Source organism: Collinsella aerofaciens (assembly GCF_039758815.1).
Lineage (GTDB): Bacteria > Actinomycetota > Coriobacteriia > Coriobacteriales > Coriobacteriaceae > Collinsella > Collinsella aerofaciens_BP.
In genome coordinates this window covers 1-22,829 of sequence record NZ_JBDMSK010000021.1, presented here as the reverse complement: position 1 = coordinate 22,829, position 22,829 = coordinate 1, and the positions used below count along the sequence as shown (strand labels likewise).

17 protein-coding genes and 1 riboswitch are annotated in these 22,829 nt (G+C 61.1%); of the genes, 2 read left to right on the top strand and 15 right to left on the bottom strand.

Going from position 1 to position 22,829, the window contains the following annotated elements; all coding sequences use genetic code 11:
* Window positions 1-193, bottom strand: a riboswitch (FMN riboswitch).
* Between the two features lie 396 nt (window positions 194-589).
* From groL to ABHT90_RS08335, 3 genes are all read right to left on the bottom strand, one after another.
* Entirely contained in the window at window positions 590-2,227 is a 1,638-nt protein-coding gene (groL, locus tag ABHT90_RS08345) for a chaperonin GroEL (protein ID WP_346982201.1), read from the bottom strand.
* 96 nt (window positions 2,228-2,323) lie between these two features.
* Window positions 2,324-2,617: a co-chaperone GroES gene (gene groES / locus ABHT90_RS08340; protein ID WP_022094351.1), complete on the bottom strand. Its 294-nt coding sequence runs from the start codon at window positions 2,615-2,617 to the stop codon at window positions 2,324-2,326.
* A gap of 920 nt (window positions 2,618-3,537) precedes the next feature.
* Window positions 3,538-5,181, bottom strand: a complete 1,644-nt coding sequence (locus ABHT90_RS08335) for an amidohydrolase (RefSeq protein ID WP_346982200.1) — start codon at window positions 5,179-5,181, stop codon at window positions 3,538-3,540.
* A gap of 162 nt (window positions 5,182-5,343) precedes the next feature.
* Between ABHT90_RS08335 and ABHT90_RS08330 the strand changes: the two genes are divergently transcribed.
* The gene (locus ABHT90_RS08330) at window positions 5,344-6,807 is read left to right on the top strand and encodes a M20 family metallopeptidase (RefSeq protein ID WP_346982199.1); all 1,464 of its coding nucleotides are present in this window, start codon (window positions 5,344-5,346) and stop codon (window positions 6,805-6,807) included.
* Between the two features lie 140 nt (window positions 6,808-6,947).
* Here the strand turns inward: ABHT90_RS08330 and ABHT90_RS08325 are convergent, their stop codons facing one another.
* The 11 genes from ABHT90_RS08325 to ABHT90_RS08275 form a co-directional block, all read right to left on the bottom strand.
* Window positions 6,948-8,228, bottom strand: a complete 1,281-nt coding sequence (locus tag ABHT90_RS08325) for a DUF4013 domain-containing protein (RefSeq protein WP_346982198.1) — start codon at window positions 8,226-8,228, stop codon at window positions 6,948-6,950.
* 150 nt (window positions 8,229-8,378) lie between these two features.
* On the bottom strand, window positions 8,379-9,401 hold the full coding sequence (locus ABHT90_RS08320; RefSeq protein WP_082435553.1) for a YitT family protein: 1,023 nt from the start codon (window positions 9,399-9,401) through the stop codon (window positions 8,379-8,381).
* A 206-nt stretch (window positions 9,402-9,607) separates the two neighbouring features.
* A complete protein-coding gene (locus tag ABHT90_RS08315) occupies window positions 9,608-10,123 on the bottom strand; it encodes an Asp23/Gls24 family envelope stress response protein (RefSeq protein ID WP_055251999.1) in 516 nt (171 codons plus the stop codon).
* A gap of 44 nt (window positions 10,124-10,167) precedes the next feature.
* Window positions 10,168-10,545, bottom strand: a complete 378-nt coding sequence (locus tag ABHT90_RS08310; protein WP_040358983.1) for a DUF2273 domain-containing protein — start codon at window positions 10,543-10,545, stop codon at window positions 10,168-10,170.
* A complete protein-coding gene (locus ABHT90_RS08305) occupies window positions 10,538-11,083 on the bottom strand; it encodes an Asp23/Gls24 family envelope stress response protein (RefSeq protein WP_117640268.1) in 546 nt (181 codons plus the stop codon). Before ABHT90_RS08305 ends, ABHT90_RS08310 begins: the two co-directional genes overlap by 8 nt.
* A 166-nt stretch (window positions 11,084-11,249) precedes the next feature.
* The gene (locus tag ABHT90_RS08300) at window positions 11,250-12,056 is read right to left on the bottom strand and encodes a YebC/PmpR family DNA-binding transcriptional regulator (RefSeq protein ID WP_055251993.1); all 807 of its coding nucleotides are present in this window, start codon (window positions 12,054-12,056) and stop codon (window positions 11,250-11,252) included.
* A 164-nt stretch (window positions 12,057-12,220) separates the two neighbouring features.
* A complete protein-coding gene (locus tag ABHT90_RS08295; protein WP_346982197.1) occupies window positions 12,221-14,404 on the bottom strand; it encodes a DUF6020 family protein in 2,184 nt (727 codons plus the stop codon).
* Window positions 14,405-14,538: 134 nt separating this feature from the next.
* The gene (gene lgt / locus ABHT90_RS08290) at window positions 14,539-15,360 is read right to left on the bottom strand and encodes a prolipoprotein diacylglyceryl transferase (RefSeq protein ID WP_346982196.1); all 822 of its coding nucleotides are present in this window, start codon (window positions 15,358-15,360) and stop codon (window positions 14,539-14,541) included.
* Between the two features lie 109 nt (window positions 15,361-15,469).
* Entirely contained in the window at window positions 15,470-15,748 is a 279-nt protein-coding gene (locus ABHT90_RS08285) for a NifU family protein (RefSeq protein WP_117637654.1), read from the bottom strand.
* Window positions 15,749-15,920: 172 nt separating this feature from the next.
* Window positions 15,921-16,445 carry a deoxycytidylate deaminase gene (locus tag ABHT90_RS08280; RefSeq protein WP_118260402.1) on the bottom strand — a complete coding sequence of 175 codons (525 nt, stop codon included), beginning with the start codon at window positions 16,443-16,445 and terminating at the stop codon, window positions 15,921-15,923.
* An 84-nt stretch (window positions 16,446-16,529) separates the two neighbouring features.
* A complete protein-coding gene (locus ABHT90_RS08275) occupies window positions 16,530-17,381 on the bottom strand; it encodes a type III pantothenate kinase (RefSeq protein ID WP_117655897.1) in 852 nt (283 codons plus the stop codon).
* Between the two features lie 192 nt (window positions 17,382-17,573).
* Here ABHT90_RS08275 and ABHT90_RS08270 point away from each other — a divergent pair, with 192 nt between their 5' ends.
* Window positions 17,574-19,277, top strand: a complete 1,704-nt coding sequence (locus ABHT90_RS08270) for an OPT/YSL family transporter (protein ID WP_346982195.1) — start codon at window positions 17,574-17,576, stop codon at window positions 19,275-19,277.
* A gap of 201 nt (window positions 19,278-19,478) precedes the next feature.
* On the opposite strand, the gene ABHT90_RS08265 is transcribed toward ABHT90_RS08270, so the two are convergent.
* Window positions 19,479-22,562, bottom strand: a complete 3,084-nt coding sequence (locus ABHT90_RS08265; RefSeq protein ID WP_346982194.1) for a CAP domain-containing protein — start codon at window positions 22,560-22,562, stop codon at window positions 19,479-19,481.
* Between the last annotated feature and the right edge of the window lie 267 nt (window positions 22,563-22,829).

Below are 22,829 nucleotides of genomic sequence, written 5' to 3'. Positions count from 1 at the left end.
CACCTGCCTCTTTCATCCGGACTCTAACCGTTGGTACTGGGATCTCACCAGTTCAGCCGGCATGCGAGCCAACGCACACACGGGTCGCGGACTCATCGGCTCGGTCGCAGACACCTCGCCTGCGCCACGGCACACCTTTGGCACCGCCCGATTTACCGCCAGTGGGGAATTCCACCCCGCCCTGAAACAGCACTTGCAAGTGTAGCACGAGCAATCGCTCGCGCAAGTATGCCGAGGGTAATTTATGATGGGAAAACGCTCCAGAAATGCGGTAGGGACAAGTTGGCGCAACAACCACGTCCTCCATCCGCCCCAAAGTAGCGCGCCTTTCGCGGCAGAGCCGCGAAACAGCGACCGGGACACGCATCCCCCACAACCACGTCCTCCTCCGCCCGCCGACCTCAAGGCCGTAAACGCAGGGAATCCGGGGGCGTGACGGGGGCTTCTCTCCGGAACATTCCGCAGGACGCAAAGAGGCTCCGCAGCGCGAAGCGCAATGCGGAGCCTCTTTGCATGTCCGAGGACGTTCCGGAGAGAAGCCCCCGTCCCGCCCCCGGATTCCCGGTGGGAGTTCTAGACCTTGTCGGCCTTAGTACATACCGCCGCCCTGCTGACCAGCGGTAGCAGCAGCGATAGCATCCTCAAGCTGAGTGTTCTTGGGCACATCGGAGACAGTAGCCTCGGTGATGAGGATCAGGCTGGCGACAGAAGCAGCGTTCTGCAGGGTGACGCGGCTGACCTTGACGGGGTCGAGGACGCCCATCTCAATCATGTCGCCCCACTCGCCGTTGGCAGAGTTGAGACCCTGGCCGGCGGGCAGCTCGGCAACCTTGTCGACCACGACAGCGCCCTCAAAGCCAGCGTTCTTGGCGATGGTAGCGACCGGAGCGGTCAGAGCCTTCTTGACGATATCGACGCCGATCTTCTCCTCGGGGTCGTCAATCTCGACAGCGTCGAGCGCAGGAGCAGCGTCCATGAAGGCGACGCCGCCGCCAGCGACAATGCCCTCCTCGACAGCAGCGCGGGTAGCCTGCAAGGCGTCCTCGACGCGGTGCTTGATCTCCTTGAGCTCGGACTCGGTAGCAGCGCCGACCTTGATGACGGCAACGCCACCGGAGAGCTTGGCCAGGCGCTCCTGGAGCTTCTCGCGGTCGAAGTCAGAGGTGGTGTTCTCCATCTCGCCCTTGATCTGAGCGATGCGGGCGTCGATGGCCTCCTTGGAGCCAGCGCCGCCGACGACGACGGTGTTGTCCTTGGAGATGGTGACGGTCTTAGCGGTACCGAGCATATCGGCGGTGATGTCAGCGACCTTCACGCCCAACTCGTCCAGGGCAGCCTGGCCACCGGTGAGGACGGCGATGTCCTCGAGGATGCGCTTGCGGCGATCGCCGTAGCCCGGGGCCTTGACGGCGCAGACGTTGAGGGCGCCACGGATCTTGTTGAGGACCAGGGTAGGCAGAGCCTCGCCATCGATGTCCTCAGCGATGATGAGCAGGCCACGACCAGCGCGCTGAACAGCCTCGAGAACAGGCATGATGTCCTGGACGCTAGAGATCTTCTGGTCGGTGATGAGGATGTACGGATCCTTCATCACGGCCTCCATGCGGTCGTTGTCCGTGACGAAGTAAGCGGAGACGTAGCCCTTGTCGAACTGCATGCCCTCGACGGTGTCGATGGTGATGTCGAACGTCTGGGAATCCTCGACGGTGATGACGCCGTCCTTGCCCACGACCTCCATGGCCTCGGCGATCTTCTCGCCGACCTCGGGGTCACCGGCGGAGATGGTACCGACGGAAGCAATCTGCTCCTTGGTCTCGACCGGCTTGGCCTGCTTCTTCATCTCGGCGACGGCGGCGTTGACGGCCTTGTCGATGCCGCGACGGATGGCCAGCGGGTTGGCGCCAGCGGCGACGTTGCGCAGACCGTCGTTGACGATGGCTTGAGCGAGCAGGGTTGCGGTGGTGGTGCCGTCACCCACGGTGTCGTTGGTCTTAGTCGCGACCTCCTTCACCAGCTGAGCGCCCATGTTCTCGATGTTGTCCTCGAGCTCGATCTCCTTGGCGACAGAAACGCCGTCGTTGGTGATGGTCGGAGCACCGAACGTGCGCTGCAGCGCAACGTAGCGGCCCTTGGGGCCCATGGTGACGGTAACGGCGTCGGCCAGAGTGTTGACGCCCTTGGCAAGCTTAGCGCGGGCATCGGTGTTGAACGTAATGTTCTTTGCCATGGTAGGTAATCCTCCAAAAGAAATGTGACTCGCGTCGCCGCTTCCGAGTCCTATGCGGCGGGCGCGTTCAAAGACGAATCAGAGATTCTGACGAGACTAGGCCTCGACGACAGCGTAGATGTCGTCGGCGCGCATCAGCAGATACTTCTCGCCGTCGACCTTGACCTCGTTGCCACCGAACTTACCATAGATGACAACGTCACCGACCTTGACGTCCATGGGGATGCGCTCACCCTTGTCGTTGACCTTGCCGGCGCCAACGGCAACGATGGTGCCGCGCTGCGGCTTCTCCTGGGCGTTGCTGGCGATATACAGACCAGAAGCGGTCTTCTGCTCGGCCTCGTCGGGCTTGACCAGAACACGATCTGCAAGCGGCTTCAAAGACGACATGCTTGTTTCCTCCTTTTTGGGCCGCGCGGTTATGCCGCGCGAATTAACCCTTTTTGTTTGCGTACGCGTTGAATGGTACCCACGAATGGCGGGTTATACAACACGGAGTCAAAAAATCTTATTTTTTGGCACTTAGATTTTCTGAATGCCGGGGGATAACTTAGCGGTGGCTCCCGTGTGGCTCCGGAGGGGCGGGGCATAAGGTTTCCTGCTCGGGCAGTCCTGCTCGCACGAAGGCCACATTAAGTGGCCTTCGGCTCGTGCGGAACTCGCGATAAACCTTATGCCCCGCCCCTCCGGAGCCACACGGGAGCCAGGTTAACTAATTCGGTCCCGGCATTCAGAAAAGTCAGTGCAGCAAAATGGCGATGCGGATAGCGACATGTGCATGGTTTTCGCTGCGCGCACGGGTCCCCTGGGGAGCACCGTGCATTTTTGGGAGTATTCAGCAAGCCAGGACGGCTGCATACGCGCCGGACATACCTTATTGGTCCCCAGAACGCCTTCAGCGGGCGGTTTTGGTCGGTGGGCAGACCCCGTTGGGACAAATGGGCGTACTTCGCGCCGTACCGGAGCCCAAAATGACGTCAATCTCCGCAACGTTACTCAGCCGCAGCGGCACCGGCAGAGCTCGCGGTGCTGAATACTCCGTTTTTTGCACGGTCCAGGCGGGGGTACATCAGGGCCAGAAAGAACATCCCGGCCTTTTTATGCAATCTGTAATGTGAAGTATGCAAAACACATGAGGTTGCACTGCTGATGTCCAAATTGAACGCACGGAGCAGCAGCACCTCAACCCCGCGCCCAAATCCAACAGAGCAGGGACGCACATGGCGGATCCTCACCGAAACGCAAACGCGGCTCGAGCGCCATCCCAAAATAAGCTGCCCGAGCCGCGTTTAACGGTAAGACATGAATACTTAGCGCTCGTAGATCAGGTTGCCGGCTAGGTAGGTGGCTTGGACTTTGGTGGCTTGGAGTTCTTGGGGGTCGATGGTGAGTGGGTTTTGGTCCAGGACTACCAGGTCGGCGTATTTGCCGGGTTCCAGGCTGCCGAGGTTTTGCTCATCGCCCGCTGCATAGGCGCTGCCCAGGGTGTAGTTGCGCAGAGCCGTTGCCGCATCGATACGCTCGCTCGGCAGCCAACCGCCCTCGGGCCAGTGGCTGCGGGGGTCTTGGCGGGTGATAGCCGTGTAGAGCACGTTCATGCTGGTAACGGCTGTGATGGGGCTATCGGTGCCGAAGGCTTGGCGGATGCCGCGCTGCTTATAGGTCGCAAACGGCCACATGATGCGGCTACGCTCCAAGCCCAGGTCTCGCTCCGGACCACCCGGGTCGAGTGTGATATGACAGGGCTGGCTCGAGGCAATGACGTTGAGTTTGCGCAGACGATCGATGTCCTCGGGCAGCAGATTCTCCAAATGCTCAAGCGTATTATGGCCGTGCTGGGGCAGGCCGTACAGGTCGGCGGCCTCCTCAAAGATATCGAGTGCGGCATGGATGGCGCCGTCGCCGATAACGTGGATGCGCACGGTGTGGCCGCGCTCCGCAGCCGCCAGAACCAGCTTGCGCATGCGCTCGACGGGAACCGTCAGGCGACCTTGATCGCCCGGGAAGCGCGGGTTGGTATAGGGATCGGTGAGATAGGCCGTGTGTTCGCTCGAGACGCCGTCGAAGAACTGCTTAAAACCAGGCGCCGAGAGCAGCGCGTTGTTCGCGTAGCGGGTCTGCAGTTCTTCTAAGCGCGATTGGTCATCCAGCAACGTGGGGAACAGATGGGCACGGATGCCCAGTTTGCCAGCTGCCTGCAGTTTGTCGTAGACGTCATCGCGGATAAAATCGCAGCCCGGCATGGGCATGAGCGACATATCGCATATCGAGGTGATGCCCTGCTCGGCCATCCGCCTCATTTGATCGGCGTAAGCGCTTGCGATGCGATCCTCGCCCAGCCACTCAAGGCAGCGCGGTAGCAGCTGCATAGCAGCTGCCTCGTGAGCAATGCCCGTGAGCTCGCCGTTTGCGTCCTTGTCGTAGCTGCCGCCCGCCGGCGGCTCACTGTCGCGCGTGACGCCGAGCGCCTCGAGTGCACGGCTGTTGAGCCAAAGCGTGTGCCCGTCGCCCGAATACATAACGCAGGGACGATCGGGGAATGCCGCATCGAGCGACGCCTTGCTAGGATGCTCGGGCGGGTCCCAACGGTAATCGCGCCAGCCCTGCGTCACAACCCAAGCGTCGTCAGGCAAGTCCTGGGAAAACTCGAGCGCGTGTTGCACCAGCGCCGCCTCGGACGTGCCCATATCCATGAGCATGTACGGCGAGGAGCCGACCGAGGTATGGAAGAAGTGCAGATGAGCGTCATGGAAACCTGGGCAGACAAACTGCTCGCCGTAGTCGATAACCGGCGTGGCGGCAGGCGCGGCGGCAATCACGTCATCGGGCGCACCGACTGCGACGATACGGTCGCCTGCGATGGCAATCGCCAGCTCGCGGGCGGTATCGATGCCGTCTTGCGCGGTAAAGACGTTCTTGGAGCGGATAATCCGATCGATATGTTGCATGGGCATCCCCATCTCTGGCAGGAAATTCAACACCCCCGAGTGTACTCCCCCGCCCTTGTAACAAAACCCCAAGCGGCAAACGGCAACTTTACCAGCCCTAGCGGCAGGTGGCATACTGGAGAGAGCCTGTACGATTTTGCGATCAACCCAGCAAGGAGCAAATCGACCATGACGAAGACCAAGGCACAGCAGATTATGGCGGCGACCGAAGTGCGAGCGGCTGACGACGTCACCGCAGCCATCCAAGATATCGCTACCGAGTTTGAACCCTATATCATCAAGCAGCGCCGGCACTTCCATAAGCACCCGGAGCTGAGCCTTGCCGAGGAGCGCACGACCTCCGACATCGCCAACCAGCTCGACGCCATGAATATCCCCTACGAGCGTCCCCTCAAGACGGGCCTGGTGGCGACCATTCGCGGCACCGCGCCCGACGCCTATCGCGAGGACGGCACGCCACGCCGCCGCATCCTGCTGCGCGCCGACATCGACGCCCTGCCCGTCACCGAGCAGACCGGCGAGGAGTTTGCCAGCGTCAACGAGGGCTGCATGCACGCCTGCGGCCACGACTGCCACATCGCCATGATGCTCGGCACGCTGCAAATCCTGCGCCATATGACCGACGACATCCACGGCGAAGTCCGCATCGTCTTCCAGCCCAGCGAGGAAAACGGCCAGGGCGCCAAGCTCATGATCGGCACGGGCGTGCTCGACGGCGTCGATGGCGCCTACGCCGCGCACATCTGGAGTGAGGTCGACGCCGGCACCGTGAGCTGCGAGCCCGGACCGCGCATGGCCAATACCGACTGGTTCCGCATCGACGTCCGCGGCACCTCGTGCCACGGCGCCATGCCCCAGCGCGGTCACGACGCCGTTATGGTTGCCGCCGAGATCGTCAACGCTCTGCAGACCATCGTTTCGCGCGAGATCAGTCCCTACGAGCCGGCCGTCATTACCGTCGGCGAGCTGCACGGCGGCACCGCGCGCAACGTTATCGCCGGCACGGCCTACCTCGCCGGCACGGTGCGCACCTACGGAGATTCGACCCACGAGGAAATGCCGGAGCTCATGCGCCGCATCGTGGAGCATACCGCGGCCGCCTTGGGCGCCGAGGCAGAGCTCACCGACTACACCATCGCCAATTACAAGGTCGAAAACGATGCCGCCTCGAGCGAGCGCTGCCGCCAGGCAGTAATCAAATGCCTGGGCCCCACCGGCCAAGGCCATTATCGCGGCACACTCTCGGGTGAGGATTTTTCAGAGTACCTGCGCCGCGTACCGGGCGTGCTCGCCTTTGTTGGCACGCGCAACCCCCAGATTGGCGCAACGTACGCCCAACATTCTTGCTTCTACAAGATTGACGAGTCGGTACTGGCCAAGGGCTCCATGGTGGCCGCCCAATATGCCATCGACTTTTTGGCCGAGCCCACACAAGAAGAGCTCGACGGCCCCACGATTGCCGCGGTCGCCGAGACCAATCCCGACCTGGCAGCCAAACTGCGCTCTGCCAAGGCCACGGCCGCCGAGGCCCGCGACGCCATGCACGATGCCCGCACCGCCCGACACGCCGCAATCAAGGGCATCCACGACGCTCGCGCCGCCGCCCGCCGCGAGGAGAAGCACAACGAGTAGTCGATCCACGACCATCTCGCAGTCATAGCCGCATCGCGATATCAAAGCGGGGGCGGACGCTTCGGCACGTCCGCCCCCGCTTATTTGTCAAGCGCTATTTCTACCGTTTCTACCCCGTCCCCAAATGGCAGGTGGCAGGGTTACTCGTCCTGCGGGTCCTCGTCGGAGCTTGGCGCAGGCTCGGGCTCAGGTGCAGGCTCGGGCTCCGGTTCCGGCATGGGCGCGGGCTCGGGCTCAGGCTCAGGCACGGGCGCGGGCTCGGGCTCGGGCGCAGGCGCCGGCGCCGCAGTGGAATCGGATACGGGCGCTGCGTCGGCGCTAAAACCAGCCGGAGCAGACTTCTTCTCAAACGGCAGCACAAAAGTCAGGACGTCGTCCTTGTCCTCGTCGGCCCACTCGCTTGCGTAGCGCGCAACCCAATAGCCAACGGCACGGTGCTTGAGCATCTTGCCAAAGACCGTGAGGAATACCGTGACAAACGCCGTCAGCACCAAGAACAATACGAGCGTGATGCCACCGCCGGTAACAAGCGCCTCAATAGCCGTAGGACGGTAGTAGTAGCTATACATACCGACAGAGGCAATGGTGCCAAAGACGAACGTCAGGATCCAGGTGACAACGTTGGCGACCAGGCCCGTCAAAAACTCGGGAAGGAACGAAGCGCAGAACAGTTTGGTCTTGTTGTGCTTAAAGGCGGCCCAGACCTTATCGAGCGAAAACGCGCTCTCGACACGACCGGTCACCGCAAAGTGCATCACGGCAATGTCGGCGAACATCTTAAAGAAGACCCCCAAGACCGCCGTGGCAATCATAGCCAGGACAAGCAGGCCAAGCGAGCCGAACAGCGCTGCCTCGAGTGCATAAGAGCCGTAATACGAATACGAGCCCGCGGCGCCAATTACCACGCTCTCCACCAGCGAAAGCACTACACCGATAACGGGAATGGCAGCGATAACCTCGAGCACGACCGAGATAACGCTCGAAAAGACTCCGAGGCCAAACGACGTGGAACGCATGAGTGGACGATCCATACCGTCATCAACCTTGAGCGACAGATCGCGACCCCACTCAATACCAAAGCCGGAACCACACACGCTCGCAATGCAAGCTGCCAAAAAGCCGATGGCAGCCGCGATACCGCCGATAACGGGAATGAACAGCACGAGCACCGACACAACACAAATCAGCGCCGGCAAAAAGGCGATCTGGCACACGCGCTGCAGCACGCCCGGCGTCTTGGTCATGTCCTCAAACGCCTGAGCCACACAGCCCTTGGACGCATTCGCCACGGGCGGTTGCGGAACAAACTGCTGGGGCTGACCCTGAGGGGCAGAGGCTGCGGCACCGGCATTGGGGGCACCACACGCACCACAGAACTTATCGTTGTCGCCCATGGGGGCACCACACTGCGAACAGAACATCGAGATCATCCCTTCGTATCTTGAGCGAATCATCTGGATCGCAAACGATGTCTTTGGCATCATTATCACCCAATGTGGGGACAAATACTCCAACATGACGCATTTGCAATGCGCAGGGCGCTATTCGATTGTTTGATAAGCTCGACCGCGTTAGTTCGTTCCGCGGAAACCCTTGCCGACGATCTCGGAGCTGTCGACAATCGTGATAAAGGCACCCGGATCGATCTCGCGCGCGTAGCGACGCAGTTGCACGGCCTCGCGACGGCTTAGCACGCTCATGATCACCGTCACGCACTTGCCCGAGAAAGCACCGTAGCCGCGGCTGATAGTCGCCGTGCGGTTGAGATGTTTGACGATAAACTCCTCGACCTTAAGGGGCTCGGAACAAATGACCGTGCAGACCTTACGAAGGTGAATGCTCTCAATGGCTTTGTCGACCACAAGCGTCTTGGCAAACAGGCCGAGCACGCAGTACAGACCGACGCGCGGACCGTACAAGAAGGCCGCGATGGTCACGATGCCGATATCGACCAACAGCAGGGCGCGGCCAATCTCGAGCGTCGTGCGACGTTTGAGGATCATGGCGAGAATGTCCGTGCCGCCCGTCGAGGCACCAATATCAAAGACGATGGCGCTGCCGAGCGCCGGCAGAATCACGGCAAAGCACAGGTCGAGCCACATATCGCCCGTCATCGAGACATCGGTCGGAATAAAGAGCTCAAACAGCGAAACATAGGCGGACAGCGCAAACGAGGCAAAGACACTCCACAGGATTGCCTTGCGCTCCAAAAAGATAAAGCCCAGAACGACCAGGACCGCATTGATAATCCACATAAAGACGCCGACGGGCAGGGTCGGGAACAGCGTGGACAGAATGACCGACACGCCCGAGGTGCCGCCAAAAGCAAAGTGATTAGGGGTTTTAAACGCGACGATGGCAAAGGCCGTGAGGATCAGGCCCAAATTGAGCTCGGCAAAAAAGCGCGGAAAGCCCGGCTCCTGGCTGCGCTTGCGACCAGCGCGCTCGCCCCGCTCGATAACATCGCGATCGACCACGCGCTCCATCGGCACTACGGGAGGACGATGCACCTCCTCGGCAGCACGCGACGCCGCCTCTGCCGCAGCGGCCTCAATTGCCCATGCCTTGCTTTCTGTTTCGTGCTCGTCGGCCATTACGGCAACCCCTCGTTAACAATTTGGAAACAATGCGCCCATTAGAGTAACGCGGAACGTGGGGATTGCAACCCCTAGTTAGACGAGCGGTATGACTACATCGGGAGCGTACAAAAACGGCCGGCCACGCTTTTGCTTGCGCGGTCGGCCGTTTAACGTTTTCGCAGATAAAACCTGCCAAAACAAACCTGTCCCTTTTTGGAAGGTTATTCGTGCTGGCTGGTGCGGTGCTCGTACTCCTCGGGGGTGATGACGTCCTCGATGCGCAGGTTGACGCCCGCCACCTCAAGGCCGGTCATCGCTGCCAGACGCTCGGTGACACGTGCCTTAACATCGTCGAAGATCGCGGGCGCATAGGCGCCGTACTCGATGATGACGGAGATGTTGACGACCACGCGATTGTCATCGGTGACCTCGACCGTCACGCCCTTGGTCAGATTCTCGGCACCAAACTGCTCCTGCACAAAGTGCATGAGGTTACCCTTCATGCCCAGAACGTGCGGAACCTCGCGGGTGGCCATGGCAACGATTTTCTCAATCACGCCGTTGGAATAGGTGAGTGAGTCCTCGGACTCGTCCGCTTCCTCGTCATCCTCATCCGTATCGGACTCGGCCTCGACGAGAGCCTCGTCCTCGAGCGTCACATCCTCAGCTTCGGCGACGACCGCCTCGTTCTCCTCGAGCTCGGTATCGGCTACATCGACCTTCGTATTAAAAGCCATGCTTCCTCCTTATGCCTGCCGCGGATGCGACAGTCGAATACATATTAGCGGCCGCTAAACAGACGGCCGAAGAAGTTGACGATCCCGTTCTCGCCATCGCGAATTTGGCCGATCACAGCGCCGATCAGCACGAAGAATGCAATGACGAGCGTATCCCACAGGCCCAACGTGAGCACCAAAACGGCGAGGATAAAGCCAGCGACGGCACCGAGCGTGGTGTTGGGATGACGCACAGCATAGCTCCAGATGGCAGCGCCCGTACCCTTGATGAGACCCATAGCCTCGTCAAAATCCGCGGCTGCCGCGTCTTGTAACTCGGTTGCCTCTGCTTTGGAATCAACAGGTTCGCTCGCCGGCGTGGCGCTCTGGTCAATCGTCAGGCGCGGCGTACGAGCGGTCTTATCTTGATTGGTATCACTCACCGGAAACCTCCACGGTCTGGACGGTAGTCTTGGACGGCAAAAAACGGACGCGCGCGGTCGTACCCGGCGCGCCGAGCATGGTATCGCAGGCTTCTTCGATGCGCTGCTGCATCGCGGTAGCCAGAGATGCCACGTCCTTATCGTCAAGCGCGATAGCCTCGACCTTAAAACGGACGTGCGAATCGTCGGGGCCTTGGACGCGAGCCTCGACATGCTCGACCATCACGCGGTCGTCGCGCTCGGCAGCAACCCTGGCGCACGAAGAAAGCGCCGCAAGGGTAACCTCGATATTGCGCTCCCCCGCCGGATGCACGCAGGACGGTTCGCGACGGGCGAACATCAGGCGGAAAAAGCTCAGCAGTACGCCGATCGCCACGACGCCGGCGCACGCCGTCACGACGATGCGCGGCATGGGGTCGCGCATCAGCAGCATAAAGCGATACGTATACGGCCCCCAAAACTGGCAGACAAGCGTACCCAGTGCCACGATGGTGGCGGCAAGATACACGATCGCTAGGGCTCGTTTGAGTACGCGCACGCGGCGCTCCCTTCAAATCTCGGCTCTCGAAATGCAGAACGGTTCGCATCATTATAAAAGAGCCGGGTCCGGTGCTCTACGCACGCGGATCCGGCTCATCTATTCCACGAGGCTTGCATGCTCGCTTCATTATGCCCAGATATGCACGGCTCAATCCGTGCTGGCGCTACTCCTCCTCGAGGGCAGCGATGACCTCGTCGGTCATGTCCATGGTGCTGTAGACGTCCTGGACGTCGTCGAGCTCCTCAAGACGGTCGATGAGGCGCTGGACCTTCTTGGCGTCGGTACCAGAGACCTCGGTCGGGGTGGTCGGGACCATGGTGGTCTCGGAACCCTTGACCTGGACGCCCTGCTCCTCGAGCGCCTTGGAGACAGCCATGACGTCGTTGGCAGCAGTCCAGACGATCCACTCCTCGCCGGCATCCTCGTAGTCCTCGCCACCGGCCTCGGCGATGGCCATCATGAACTCATCCTCGTCACCGGCAGCACCGTTGGCGATCATGGTCTCCTTCTTGGCGTTCTCGTCCAGGATCTCCTTGGCGACGACGATCTGGCCCTTGCGCTCAAACTGGAAGGCGACGGAGCCGGAGGTGCCCAGGTTGCCACCAGCGTGGGAGAAGGCGGAACGGACATCAGCGGCGGTACGGTTGCGGTTGTCGGTCAGGCAGTCGACGTAGACGGCGACACCGGCGGGACCGTAGCCCTCGTACACGATGTTCTCGTAGACGGCGGCGTCAGCACCCGAACCAAAAGCCTTGTCGATAGCGGACTTGATCTTGTCCTTAGGCATGGACTGAGCCTTGGCCTTGGCAACGGCAGCGGCGAGGCTGGCGTTGTTCTCGGGCAGCGGGTCACCGCCGAGACGGGCAGCAACGGTGATGTTGCGGCTGAGCTTGGAGAAGAGGGCGGAACGCTTGGCGTCCTGCGCGCCCTTACGATGCTTGGTTGTGGCCCACTTAGAGTGTCCGGACATACGTGTCTCCTATCGGTTTCGACCTAAAGCCCAGCGCAGATGCTCGGGCAATATAAACAAACGTCGTTATGATATACCTACTGGCCTGCGAGATAAACCCCAAAATGAAGGCGTCGTGATGATGCCCCCTTTGGTGCAAAGAAACCTGACCCCAATGCACCAAGTTAGGACCAGAGAAAGTCGCTGCGGGTAACGGTGGCGCCGATGGCGAAGGGCATGCAGGCGATGACCGGATACAGGTAGCGCATGTAGGTCGAGCCGTTGCACGGACCAATCAGGCACACGGCGAGCACCCCCAACAGCGGCACCCAGATCGCCAGCGCACGCCATGAATGACGACGCAGCAGGTAGACCACCACGGCGATCATGATCCACACATAGGTGGCCGAGCTCATGGCGAGCGAAATAAACGGGATGCGCTGCACCGCCACACGGTACAGATTGATCAGGTGGTCACACCAGCGCACCACGTTGCTGTCAACCGGATGGAAGTCGAAGTACTTGAGGTTGTCGGGACGCGCCATGATCTCGGCACTACGCGCCGTGCTGTAGACCCAGGCATCGCGCGCGCTCGGATAAAAATAACCATAGTAGTTATTGATAAGCGCCGAAATATAGCACTCGGGATCTTTCTTAAACATCTGGGCCCATACCTCAAAATAGGCATCGATGTCCTCCTGCGAGGCGTACTCGTTAAAGCAGTTCTTGACGGCATCGGACTTGTCGGGGTTGTAGCGGCGACCCAGGTTCTCGTACTTGAGCACGCGATCGATCACGGCGCGCTCCTCATCGGTCACCAAACCGTCGCAGGGTGCCTCCACGATAGTGCCGTCCTCCTTAACCGTAGGGCTGACGCCCGAGTTGAGGCCGTCGTGCTTTTGGACGAAACGAGCCGTCTGTTGGAACGGAATCGAGAGGATTTCGCGCTTGGAACCAGGCGTGATGTCGTGCGCCGGCATAAAGACCTTGGTGAAGTACATATTAGAGGCAAGGCAGAGCGCGAGTACCGCGAGGACGCCAACCCAGCGGAAGCGCGGTGTGGCGCATGAGACCGCGGTGCCCGTCTGCTTAGCCGCACGACGAGCGACATGTACATCCCATGCGCAAAACGCCGCCGCGATTACGCATCCCGCCAGGGGAAACACCAGGCCTCCATTGCGCAAAAACGTGGAACCCATGGCAGCCAGCGCAAGCAACAGCCAGTCGTGGCGCGCAAAGAGCACGGGGGCTTTCTCGCCCGCTCGCTCGACATTGGCATCACGACGGGGCAGGCCACATGCGACGAGCTTGACGGTCTGTACCAGCAGCACCAAAAACGCGTCGGCAAAGAGCACGTCTTTGGTGAGCAGGGCCGCGTAGTTAGAGAACATCGGCATAAACGCAAAGAACAGCAGGATCGTACCGCGAACCGGCAGGCTCACGCCCAGTTTGCGCAGCGACGAAATGGAATAGGCCATGCAGGCAGCCGTGATGACAAATTGAGCGCAGGTATAGATGATGAGGCCCGCGTTAGCGCTGTTGAACAGCGAAAGCCCCAGTTGAACGCACGAGCCGATAATGGCCGTGTGCACTACGGGATGATGCCCGTTGAGCAGCACGCTGGGGTTGAGTAGGCGCAGGTAGTCGCTCGTGCCATTGGGATAGTTGAACCACTGGCGAATCTGCGCACCCGTATCTCCCATAAAAAGGCCGGGCAGCGAAGCGATGAGCATGGGCGCCCAGGCGATCATAAGCACCAGGAAGGGCCCGGCAAAGGGATGGACCGAGAGCACGGCGTGAGCCACACGCCATATGCGGCCAAAGTGCGCCTCGGAAAACGGGATGCGTCGGGAGCTCAGCCAATCCAGACACTCAAAAGCCAGATAGAAGGCCACGATCGCTAGGAGCATCCAGCCCGCGCCGCCAATCCAGGCGCAGATGATGCGGGCCTTGTCGCCAAGAACAATCTCGGCCGAGTCGGTGAGGTCGTAGCTGCGGCCGAACACCATGCAGATGGCGAAAAACAGCGACGGCAGAATAATCGATGGGCGCCAGGTGTCGCCACGGCCAAAGAATACGTAGCGAAACGGCAGCGTGAGCAGGCAGGCAAGCGCAAGCAGCATGACCGCGTCGGTGTGGCCGGTAAACGAGAGAAGCACCTCGTAGCACACGTACAGCATGCCAGAGGCTTTGGGGTCAATCGCCAAGACTGCGTTGCTCGACACTGGGGCGGGATCGATGGAAAACGCCGTGGTCGCCAACAACGCGAGCAGAAATGCGATGAGCGTCTGCTTGGCGGGGTAGCGCTTAAACCAGACGATGCGGGCAGCGTCGCGCGCAGCCGTTGTGGAGAGATCGGAATCCTTCACAGTCCGAAAGCCTTTCTAGAAACCTGCCAAAAAGGGACAGGTTTATTTTGGCAGGTTTTATCTGGGGAAACGTTACGGTTCTGTCATCGTTGCCCAGCAAACCACCACAAAGGTGCCTGTCCCCTTTGTGGTGGTTAGGCGTCGAGGTAGATGCGCTGGGGTTGGTTGCGGCGACGAGCAAAGATGATGAGCGCCAGGCCCGCGATTACGAGCGGCAGGCTCAGCAGCTGACCCATGGTGATGACGCCGCCCAGCAGATAGCCCAGCTGCGCATCGGGCACACGCACAAACTCAATGAGGAAGCGGACGATGCCGTAACCCATCACAAACACGCCCATAAACGTGCCTTGGGGCAGTAGCGGCTTTTTGCGGCTGAGCACCTGCAGAATGCAAAAAAGCACGATGCCCTCAAGAAATGCCTCGTAGAGCTGGGAGGGATGACGCGGCATATCGCCCGCAGTCCCGCCAAAGACCACGCCCCATGGCAGATCGGTCGGCTTGCCCCACAGCTCACCGTTGACAAAGTTGGCACAACGGCCCAGACACAAGGCCAGCGGCGCGCCGATGACAGCAAGATCGGCCAACGTCCATGCGTCGAGTTTATACATGCGGCACACGATGATGCCGCCGATAATGCCGCCCACCAAACCGCCATGGAAGCTCATGCCGCCCTCGTTGGTGGCAAAGATCTCGAGCGGATGCGCCCAGTAGTAGCCGTCGCCGTAAAAGATGACGTAGAACAGACGGGCGCCAATGATAAGGCCAAAGACCACGCCGACCACGACACTCGTCAGGTCGTCAATCGTGATGTTAAAGCCCCAGCGACGCTGTGTGCGGTACATGACGACCGCCGTAACCAGGGCGCCGACCACGTAGGCCAGGCCATACCAGTAGATGGTGATGGGGCCCGCCGAAATCGCGACGGGATCAAGCATATGGTAGAAGTCATTGAGCATGTCGACCCTCCTACTCCCTACATACAAATGCGGCCGCGGGCCTTGCGCTCGCAGCCGCATATTTGGGCGTAACGTCTATGCGGAGTATGCCGTCCGCAGCTTTCGCATCTTAGAACGGCGCGTACTCGTCGTACAGGTCGTCGGTCTCGCCGGAGGCATTGACCTGCTCGACACGGGTAACGCCGGGCACATGCTCCTTCAGGATGCGCTCGATACCCATGGACAGGGTCAGTGCGCTCATAGGGCAGCCGGCGCAGGCACCCTGCAGCTCCAGTTTGACGACGCCCTCGTCGTCAACACCCACATACTCCATATCGCCGCCGTCAGCCTGCAGGTTGGGGCGGATCTCCTCAAGAACCTTCTTAAGCAGCTCTTCGTTAACAGCCACAGGGGCTCCTTTCTCACAATAACGCGGGCACGCCCGCGGACAGGGGCTATGTTACTACAGCCATGTACCCGCTCACGAGCCATCCATGCGCGCGGACACGACTTTCACGAGCAGTCAATTTGGGACGGGGATCTTTTAGCTGCCTTTTGTTGCCAGATGGCATTGCCACGCGCTACTGCTGAGCCTGTCCCCCGGTGCCGATGTGGACATCGACGATAACCTGGCGGTAGCTGATGCCACAGGAGTCGAGGATGCGGCGGCTGATGCGTCCATCATCGGTGTCGGCATACTTGTTGTCCAGGTAGACGACCTCGCCCACGCCCACCTGCGCCAAAATCTTGGCGCAGTCATGGCACGGGAACAGCGTGACGTAGACCGTGGAACCCTCGAGGTCCTTGAGCGAGCCACGGTAGTTGAGCACGGCGTTGGCCTCGGCATGGACCACGTAGTTGTGCTTGTCCTGCAGCGGGTCGTCGCTCGTACCCCACGGGAAAAAGTCGTCGTTGAGCGCCGAGGGCGTACCGTTGTAGCCCACCGAAAGGATGCGGTGGTTGGTGCTGGCGATGCACGCACCCACCTGCGTGTTGGGGTCCTTACTGCGGCGCTGCGCGGCGATGGCCACGCTCATAAAGAACTCGTCCCAGCTAATGACGTCCAGGCGCTTGCCTGACGAAGTTTGATGAAGATCGTCCGACATGGCAGACACCTCCGTAATCGCAATAATTTGACCCATTGTAGCAGGTGAAAGGTGGAGACGTTTGTCCCACCGGCGCCCTCACTTTTACACGCGGCGGGGCTTTTGGTTGATGCGGTAGAGCTCGGCGAGACCCCGCAGCGTCAGCGCGTCGTCTACCGTCAGACTGTGACCGACCAGCGACGCGAGCGCCTCGGCGTCGTCACCGGTAATGACGATGGGCACGTCGCCCTCCCCCGCGGCCTTGGTCGCGCGCATCTCGGCGAGCACCATGTCGAGCATGCCGTCGATGCGGGCCACCTCGCCCAGAACCACGCCCGAACGCATGGCCTCGCGCGTGTTGCGGCCGATCACATGCGTGGGTGCCGAGGGCTCGACCTGCGGCAGACGCGCCGCAGCAGCCGAGAGCGAGCGGGCGCCAAGCGCCAGACCCGGCGCGATGACGCCGCCCACAAAGGTGCCGCGCGCGTCGATGACCTCGATATTGGTCGTGGTACCCAAGTCGATCACGATGCACGGAGAGCCGTAGACGGCACGGGCCGCCACGGCGTCGGCGATGCGGTCGGGGCCGATCTCGGCCGGGTCGTCGTAGCGGACGGGCATGCCGGTCTTGAGGCCCGGCCCCACGGTGAGCACGCGCCCCGTGCAGGTGCGAAAAAGTGCCGCCTTCCACGGACGCTCGAGCGCCGGCACCACGCAACTCAGGACTGCAGCTGCGGGAACGAGCGCGCCGGGCATGCCCGCATCGGCCGCCAGCGCGGCCATGACTTGAACGAGACGCATACGCGCTTCGTCGGCCGTAATGCTCGACGGCGTCGTGATCTCGCACGTCGCAAGCGGACATTCCTGCGCCGCGGCCGAATCCTCTGCAAACAGGCCAAAGCGAATGAACGTGTTGCCCACGTCGACCGTCAATATATATGCGCACCCATTAAGCATCGTCGGCGCTCCTTTCGTCTGCCCAGCAGTATATCGCCTACCTAAACCAGTCATCCCAAAATGACTAGCTTGCGGCTATACTGGTGCGCGGTCGTTTGCGAGCTCACGCGGCGGCCCTTGGTAACCCGACTTCCCGCGCCGTATCCGTAACGGCGCTCCCGGGGGAAGCGGATATACGCAAAGGAGTTTTATATGAGCAATCCCTCGAACCGCGCCTCGATGCGCGGGCAACTCACGTTGCGCGGCGTCGTCATCGGCGTCCTTGGCTGCGTGATTATCACGGCAAGCTCGGCCTACACCGCCCTCAAGATGGGCGCTCTCCCCTGGCCGATCGTCTTCGCTGCCGTCATCTCGCTGTTCTTCCTTAAGCTCATGGGCAACGCCAGCCTCAACGAGGCAAACGTCACCCACACCATCATGTCCGCGGGCGCCATGGTCGCCGGCGGCCTGGCGTTTACCATCCCGGGCGCCTGGATGCTGGGCTATGCCGACCAGATCAGCTGGCTCGACATGTTTATCGTGGCACTCGCCGGCACCATCCTGGGCCTGCTGGCCACCGCGCTCATCCACCGTCACTTTATCGTGGACGCCGCGCTTGAGTTCCCCACCGGCAACGCCGCAGCTCAGACCCTGCGCGCGACCGAGGCTGGCGGCAAAACCGGCAAGCAGCTCTTTGGTTCCATGGCCATCGCCGGCATCTATAGCGTGCTGCGCGACGCCCTGGGCATTGTGCCCAGCATGCTGTGCACGCTCAACATTCCCGGCGTGACCTTTGGTATCTACAACTCGCCCATGCTGCTCTCCGTCGGCTTCCTCGTGGGCTTCGCCCCGGTCGCCTTCTGGTTTGCCGGCGCGCTGCTGGGCAACTTTGGCATCATCGTGGGCGGCACCGCTGCCGGTCTGTTCGACGTTGTGACTGCGCAGGGCATCGTCAAGTCCCTCGGTATGGGCCTTATGATGGGCTTTGGCGTCGCCGTCGTCCTCAAGGACATCCTGCCGCAGGTCGCCGGCATCGTCCGCGGTCTTGCCGCCGACAGCTCCACCGACACCGACGAGCAGTCGCTCATCTCGGGCTCCCTTAAGCTCGACGCCGGCATCATCGGCCTAGGCGCTGCCGCCATCGCCGTGGTCATCGCCATCGTGCTTGACCTTGGCCCCGTTCCGGCCGTCATCGTCACGCTGTTCACCTTTGTCACCACCATCATGAGCGCACAGAGCTGCGGCCAGACGGGCATCGACCCCATGGAGATCTTTGGCCTCATCGTCATGCTCATCGTGGCAGCCTTCGCACAGATCGCTCAGGTCAAGCTGTTCTTTATCGCCGGCATCGTAGCCGTGGCGTGCGGCCTTGCAGGCGACGTCATGAACGACTTTAAGGCCGGCGCTGTGCTGGGCACCAACCCGCGTGCGCAGTGGATTGGCCAGGCCATCGGCGGCATCGTGGGCGCCCTGGTCGCCGCAGCCGTCATGGTCGCGCTCGTCACCGCCTATGGCCCGGACGCCTTTGGCCCCGACAAGAGCTTTGTTGCCGCGCAGGCAAGCGTTGTCGCCACCATGGTCTCGGGCATCCCGAGCGTGCCGTGGTTCGTTGGCGGCTTTATCGCCGGCATCGTCATGTACTGGCTCGGCATTCCGGCCATGATGATCGGCCTGGGCGTGTACCTGCCGTTCTACATGTCACTCACGGCATTCCTGGGCTCCTGCGTCAAGCTCGCCTACAACAAGTGGTCCGCCCACCGCGACGCCACCGCTGGTCTTTCTGACGAGGAGAGAGCTGCCAAGGACGCCGCCTTCCAGGAACAGGGCCTGGTTGTCGCCAGCGGCCTGCTCGGCGGCGAGTCCATCGTCGGCGTTATCCTAGCGTTTGTCTCCGTGGGCTTAAGCCTGCTGGGCTAAGCTGAGCAGCTGCTCGACAGCAACTATATTGCCTACGATTTGCCCGGACGGTAGCTTTCGCGGCTATCGACCGGGCTTTTTGATACCAACGCAAAGAAAGGCCGGCGCACTGCGTTTAACAGCGCGCCGGCCTTATCGTTTGGCTATCGAGACGGTCCCGCTATGAACCGAAGTTCGTTTGCAGAATCTACGCCCGAAACGCTACATCTGCTTGCGACGACGATCGCCCAGCGTCACGCCCGCAGCCACGAGCGTAATACCGCCGATAACGAAGACCTCGCCCGCAAGCGCAGAGTCATCACCGGTCTGGGCGAGCGCGGCAGGCGCGGCCTGTTTCTTGGCAACGGGGACCTTTGCAGCGGCCTGCGCAACCTGAGGCTTGGCCTGCGGCTCAGCCTTGGGATGATACTTGTCGTACTCGGCCTGAGCGGCAGCCAAGGCATCCTTGGCATCTCCGAGCTCGGCCAGTGCAGCGGCATAGGCGTCGTTGGCATCGGACAGCTTGGCATCGGCATCGCTCAGAGCAGCCTTGAGACCAGCGGCGGCATCGACGGCGGCCTTATAGCGAGCGTAGGCAGCGTTCAGCTTGACCAGCTTCTCGTTGCCCGTCGTGCCCGCGGCAAGGGATGCCTTATGGTCGACAGCCTCAAGATCGGCCTTGAGTGCCTCATCGCTGGCAAGCTCGGCCTTGGCCTTGATGATATCGAGGTTCGCATCGACAACGGCCTCGTTGGCGGCCTCGAGCTGCTTCTGGGCATCGGCGACACCGGCGACGGCAGCGTCATAGGCGGCCTTGGCGTCGTCGACCGCCTTCTGGGCGCCGGCGAAGCGCTCGAAGGCCTTGTTTGCGGTGGCAAGCTCGTCCTCGGCGGCCTTGACCTTCTCCTGTGCGTCGGACAGGGTCTGCGTCTTGGCGGCAACTGCCTGCTTGGCGCCCGAAAGAGCGGTCGCGGCGTGCACATCTGCGGCCTGAGCCTTGTCAACGCCAGCCTGGGCAGTGTCGTCGGCCTTCTTGGCATCGTTAAGCGTGCCCTGCTTGTTCGCAAGATCCGTCTTGGCGGCATCGCACTTGGCGGTAAGGTCCTTGACCGAAGCCGTGGCGTTGTCATACGCCTCATTGGCCTGATCGGACTTTGCCTTGGCGGCATAGCGGGCGCTGCGAGCCTTCGCCTTGTGAGCAGCGGCATCGGCTGCCTTCGTCTTGCTGTCAGCAAGCGTGGCGTTTGCCTTATCGAGAGTTGCCTGGGCAGTAGCGGCCTCGCCCTTGGCGGCGTCGAGCTTGGTCTTGGGCGTCTTGACGTCGATACCCTTGAGTTTGGCTTCGGCGGCGTCGTATGCCGTCTTCGCGGCGGCGGTGCCGGACTTGGCCTTCTCGTACTCGCCCTTGGCGGTGTTCATGTTCGCATCGGCTGCGGTGAAAGCGTCCTGGGCGGCATCCTGTCCGTTTACAGCTGCGAAGTAAGCTTCCCTTGTAGTTCCAAAGTTCTTCTGCGCCTCGGCAAGCTTGCCCTGGAGCTCCTTGAGCTGCGCCTTCTGCGCCTGCGTGCCGCCCGCATTGTAGGCGGAATCGATGTAGTCGTTGAGGAGCTTCTTGAACTCGGAGACAGTGAAATCAGCCTGCGTGTCATCATCGCTGTAATCGAAGATGGTTACCTCGGAATCGGTATTCTTGCCGCTACCGGTCGCGATGCCGATGGCTCTCGTAGAGGCATCGATAATGTTGAGATAGTGCCCGCACTCGTGGTAGATGCTGTTGTAGTTCTGATAGATGTAATAGGACTCATATCGATATTTGCCGAGTTTGTCGCCATACTGCTCTACATACTTGTCGAAAATCTTCTTTTCCTGAGTATAGAGGCCGGTATAGGGCCAGCCGAGGGTATCCTCGGTCTCGCCGCCGGTATATGCGCCGCCTCCGCCAGCAAGGTTTTCACCGTTGTCGAAGTAGCAGTTCGAGTGTCCCCAGATGTTCGATGAATATGATGTATTAAGGGCGGCTGCCGCAGTCATACGGAGGCTGACGCTGAGCGCCGACTGACCGTTCGCCTTGCGGAGGTTGTTCTGGGTGTCGAGATATGTCAGGGCGTTGCGCATCTGCTCCAAGGAGAGCGGATTGGTGTCGCGAGACATATCCTGATCGACGTACTGGTCATACCAGTCGGCCTTGTCCTCAGCACCGGTCAGCATCGATACGGCATCCTGGGCGTTCTTTTTCTGTGTGGCGGTGAAATCGCTGCTGTTGCTGATGTAGGCCATAAAGCCGAGCATGCCCTTATTGATGACTTCCTGGTCAACGGTCATGTTGGACTTTAGGTCTGCAATCTGCTGCTCAAGAGCCTCAACCTGGGCATTAGCAGCGTCATAAGCCTTTTCCGCGGCGTTCGAAGCGGCGCGGGCCGCCTCCCACTCGCTGCGCTTCTGCTGACGGACCTCGACGAGTCGGTCGTACTCCGCCTTCTTGTCGGCTTCGGTCTGCTGGGCCTGCTCGCATGCGGCCTTGGCGGCGTCGCGCTTGCTGACGGCGGCGTTGTACTCCTTGCTTACCGCATCATATGCAAACTGGGCAGATGCCACGGCGGCGTTGGCGGCGTTGGCCTTCTCCTGCGCGGCGGTGACGGTAGTCTGCGCAGCCTGCAGGTTCGCCTGTGCGGTGGCGTCGGCATCCGTCGCGGCATTGAGCTCCCTCTGCGCGGTCTTGAGCTCACCAGCAGCAGCGTTCTTGGCGGCCTCAAGCGCACTCAGGTCAACACCCGTACCCGAGACGGCAGCATCGAGCGCGGCCTGCGCCTGGTTGAACTTCTGCTGGGCGTTATCGCGCGCGGTGGTTGCGGCTGCGAGAGCAGCGGCAGTCTCCTGCTTCTTGGCCTGGGCAGTCGTCAAAGCTGCCTCGGTATTCTGCTTTTCCTGCTGGGCGCTGGCCTCGGCAGCCTTGGCCTGGTCCAGATTGTCCTGTGCAGTAGTAACGGCCTTATTGGCGTCATCGAGCTTTGCCTGCGCGTCCTCGACGGCCTTCTTGGCGGCCTCGTACTCGTCCATACCCATGGCCTCGAGCTTGGCCTGGGCATCATCGAGGGCCTTCTTGGCCTCATCCTGCTTTGCCTTGGCGTCCTTGAGCGCCTGGGTCTTATCCTCGACACTCTTGTTGGCCTGTTCGAGCTGATCGTTCAGGTCGCCCAGCTTCTTCTGCTGCTGCTCGGTCTTTTCGACGGCTGCCTTAAGCTCGTCGATCTTCTCCTGAAGCGCGGCTACCTCGGCCTCGTTCTGCTCGGCGGCGTTATCGGTCACGGCCTGCGAGGCCTGATTCTTTTGCTGCTGCGCCTGCTTTTGAGACTGGCCCGCCGCGTCGGCCTTCTTCTGGGCGGCATCGTAGGCGGCCTGAGCGTCCTTGAGCTGCTTTGCCGACTCCTCGGCCAGCTGGGCAGCCGTCTTTACGACCGCTTGGTTACCGGCGGCAACGGTGTTCTCTACAGAACTACCCCATTACAGTCTGAAATAGGCCATCGATAAATTTCGATGGCGAGCATTCGGCGCATTGCCTACGATACGGGCAAG

Coding starts and splice junctions, on each gene's coding strand:
- ABHT90_RS08325 (WP_346982198.1), bottom strand. CDS start 8,228: ATGTTCTGTTCGCAGTGTGGTGCCCCCATGGGCGACAACGATAAGTTC.
- ABHT90_RS08275 (WP_117655897.1), bottom strand. CDS start 17,381: ATGCTTAATGGGTGCGCATATATATTGACGGTCGACGTGGGCAACACG.
- groL (WP_346982201.1), bottom strand. CDS start 2,227: ATGGCAAAGAACATTACGTTCAACACCGATGCCCGCGCTAAGCTTGCC.
- ABHT90_RS08270 (WP_346982195.1), top strand. CDS start 17,574: ATGAGCAATCCCTCGAACCGCGCCTCGATGCGCGGGCAACTCACGTTG.
- ABHT90_RS08335 (WP_346982200.1), bottom strand. CDS start 5,181: ATGCCCATGCAACATATCGATCGGATTATCCGCTCCAAGAACGTCTTT.
- ABHT90_RS08320 (WP_082435553.1), bottom strand. CDS start 9,401: ATGGCCGACGAGCACGAAACAGAAAGCAAGGCATGGGCAATTGAGGCC.
- groES (WP_022094351.1), bottom strand. CDS start 2,617: ATGTCGTCTTTGAAGCCGCTTGCAGATCGTGTTCTGGTCAAGCCCGAC.
- lgt (WP_346982196.1), bottom strand. CDS start 15,360: ATGCTCAATGACTTCTACCATATGCTTGATCCCGTCGCGATTTCGGCG.
- ABHT90_RS08315 (WP_055251999.1), bottom strand. CDS start 10,123: ATGGCTTTTAATACGAAGGTCGATGTAGCCGATACCGAGCTCGAGGAG.
- ABHT90_RS08300 (WP_055251993.1), bottom strand. CDS start 12,056: ATGTCCGGACACTCTAAGTGGGCCACAACCAAGCATCGTAAGGGCGCG.
- ABHT90_RS08330 (WP_346982199.1), top strand. CDS start 5,344: ATGACGAAGACCAAGGCACAGCAGATTATGGCGGCGACCGAAGTGCGA.
- ABHT90_RS08280 (WP_118260402.1), bottom strand. CDS start 16,445: ATGTCGGACGATCTTCATCAAACTTCGTCAGGCAAGCGCCTGGACGTC.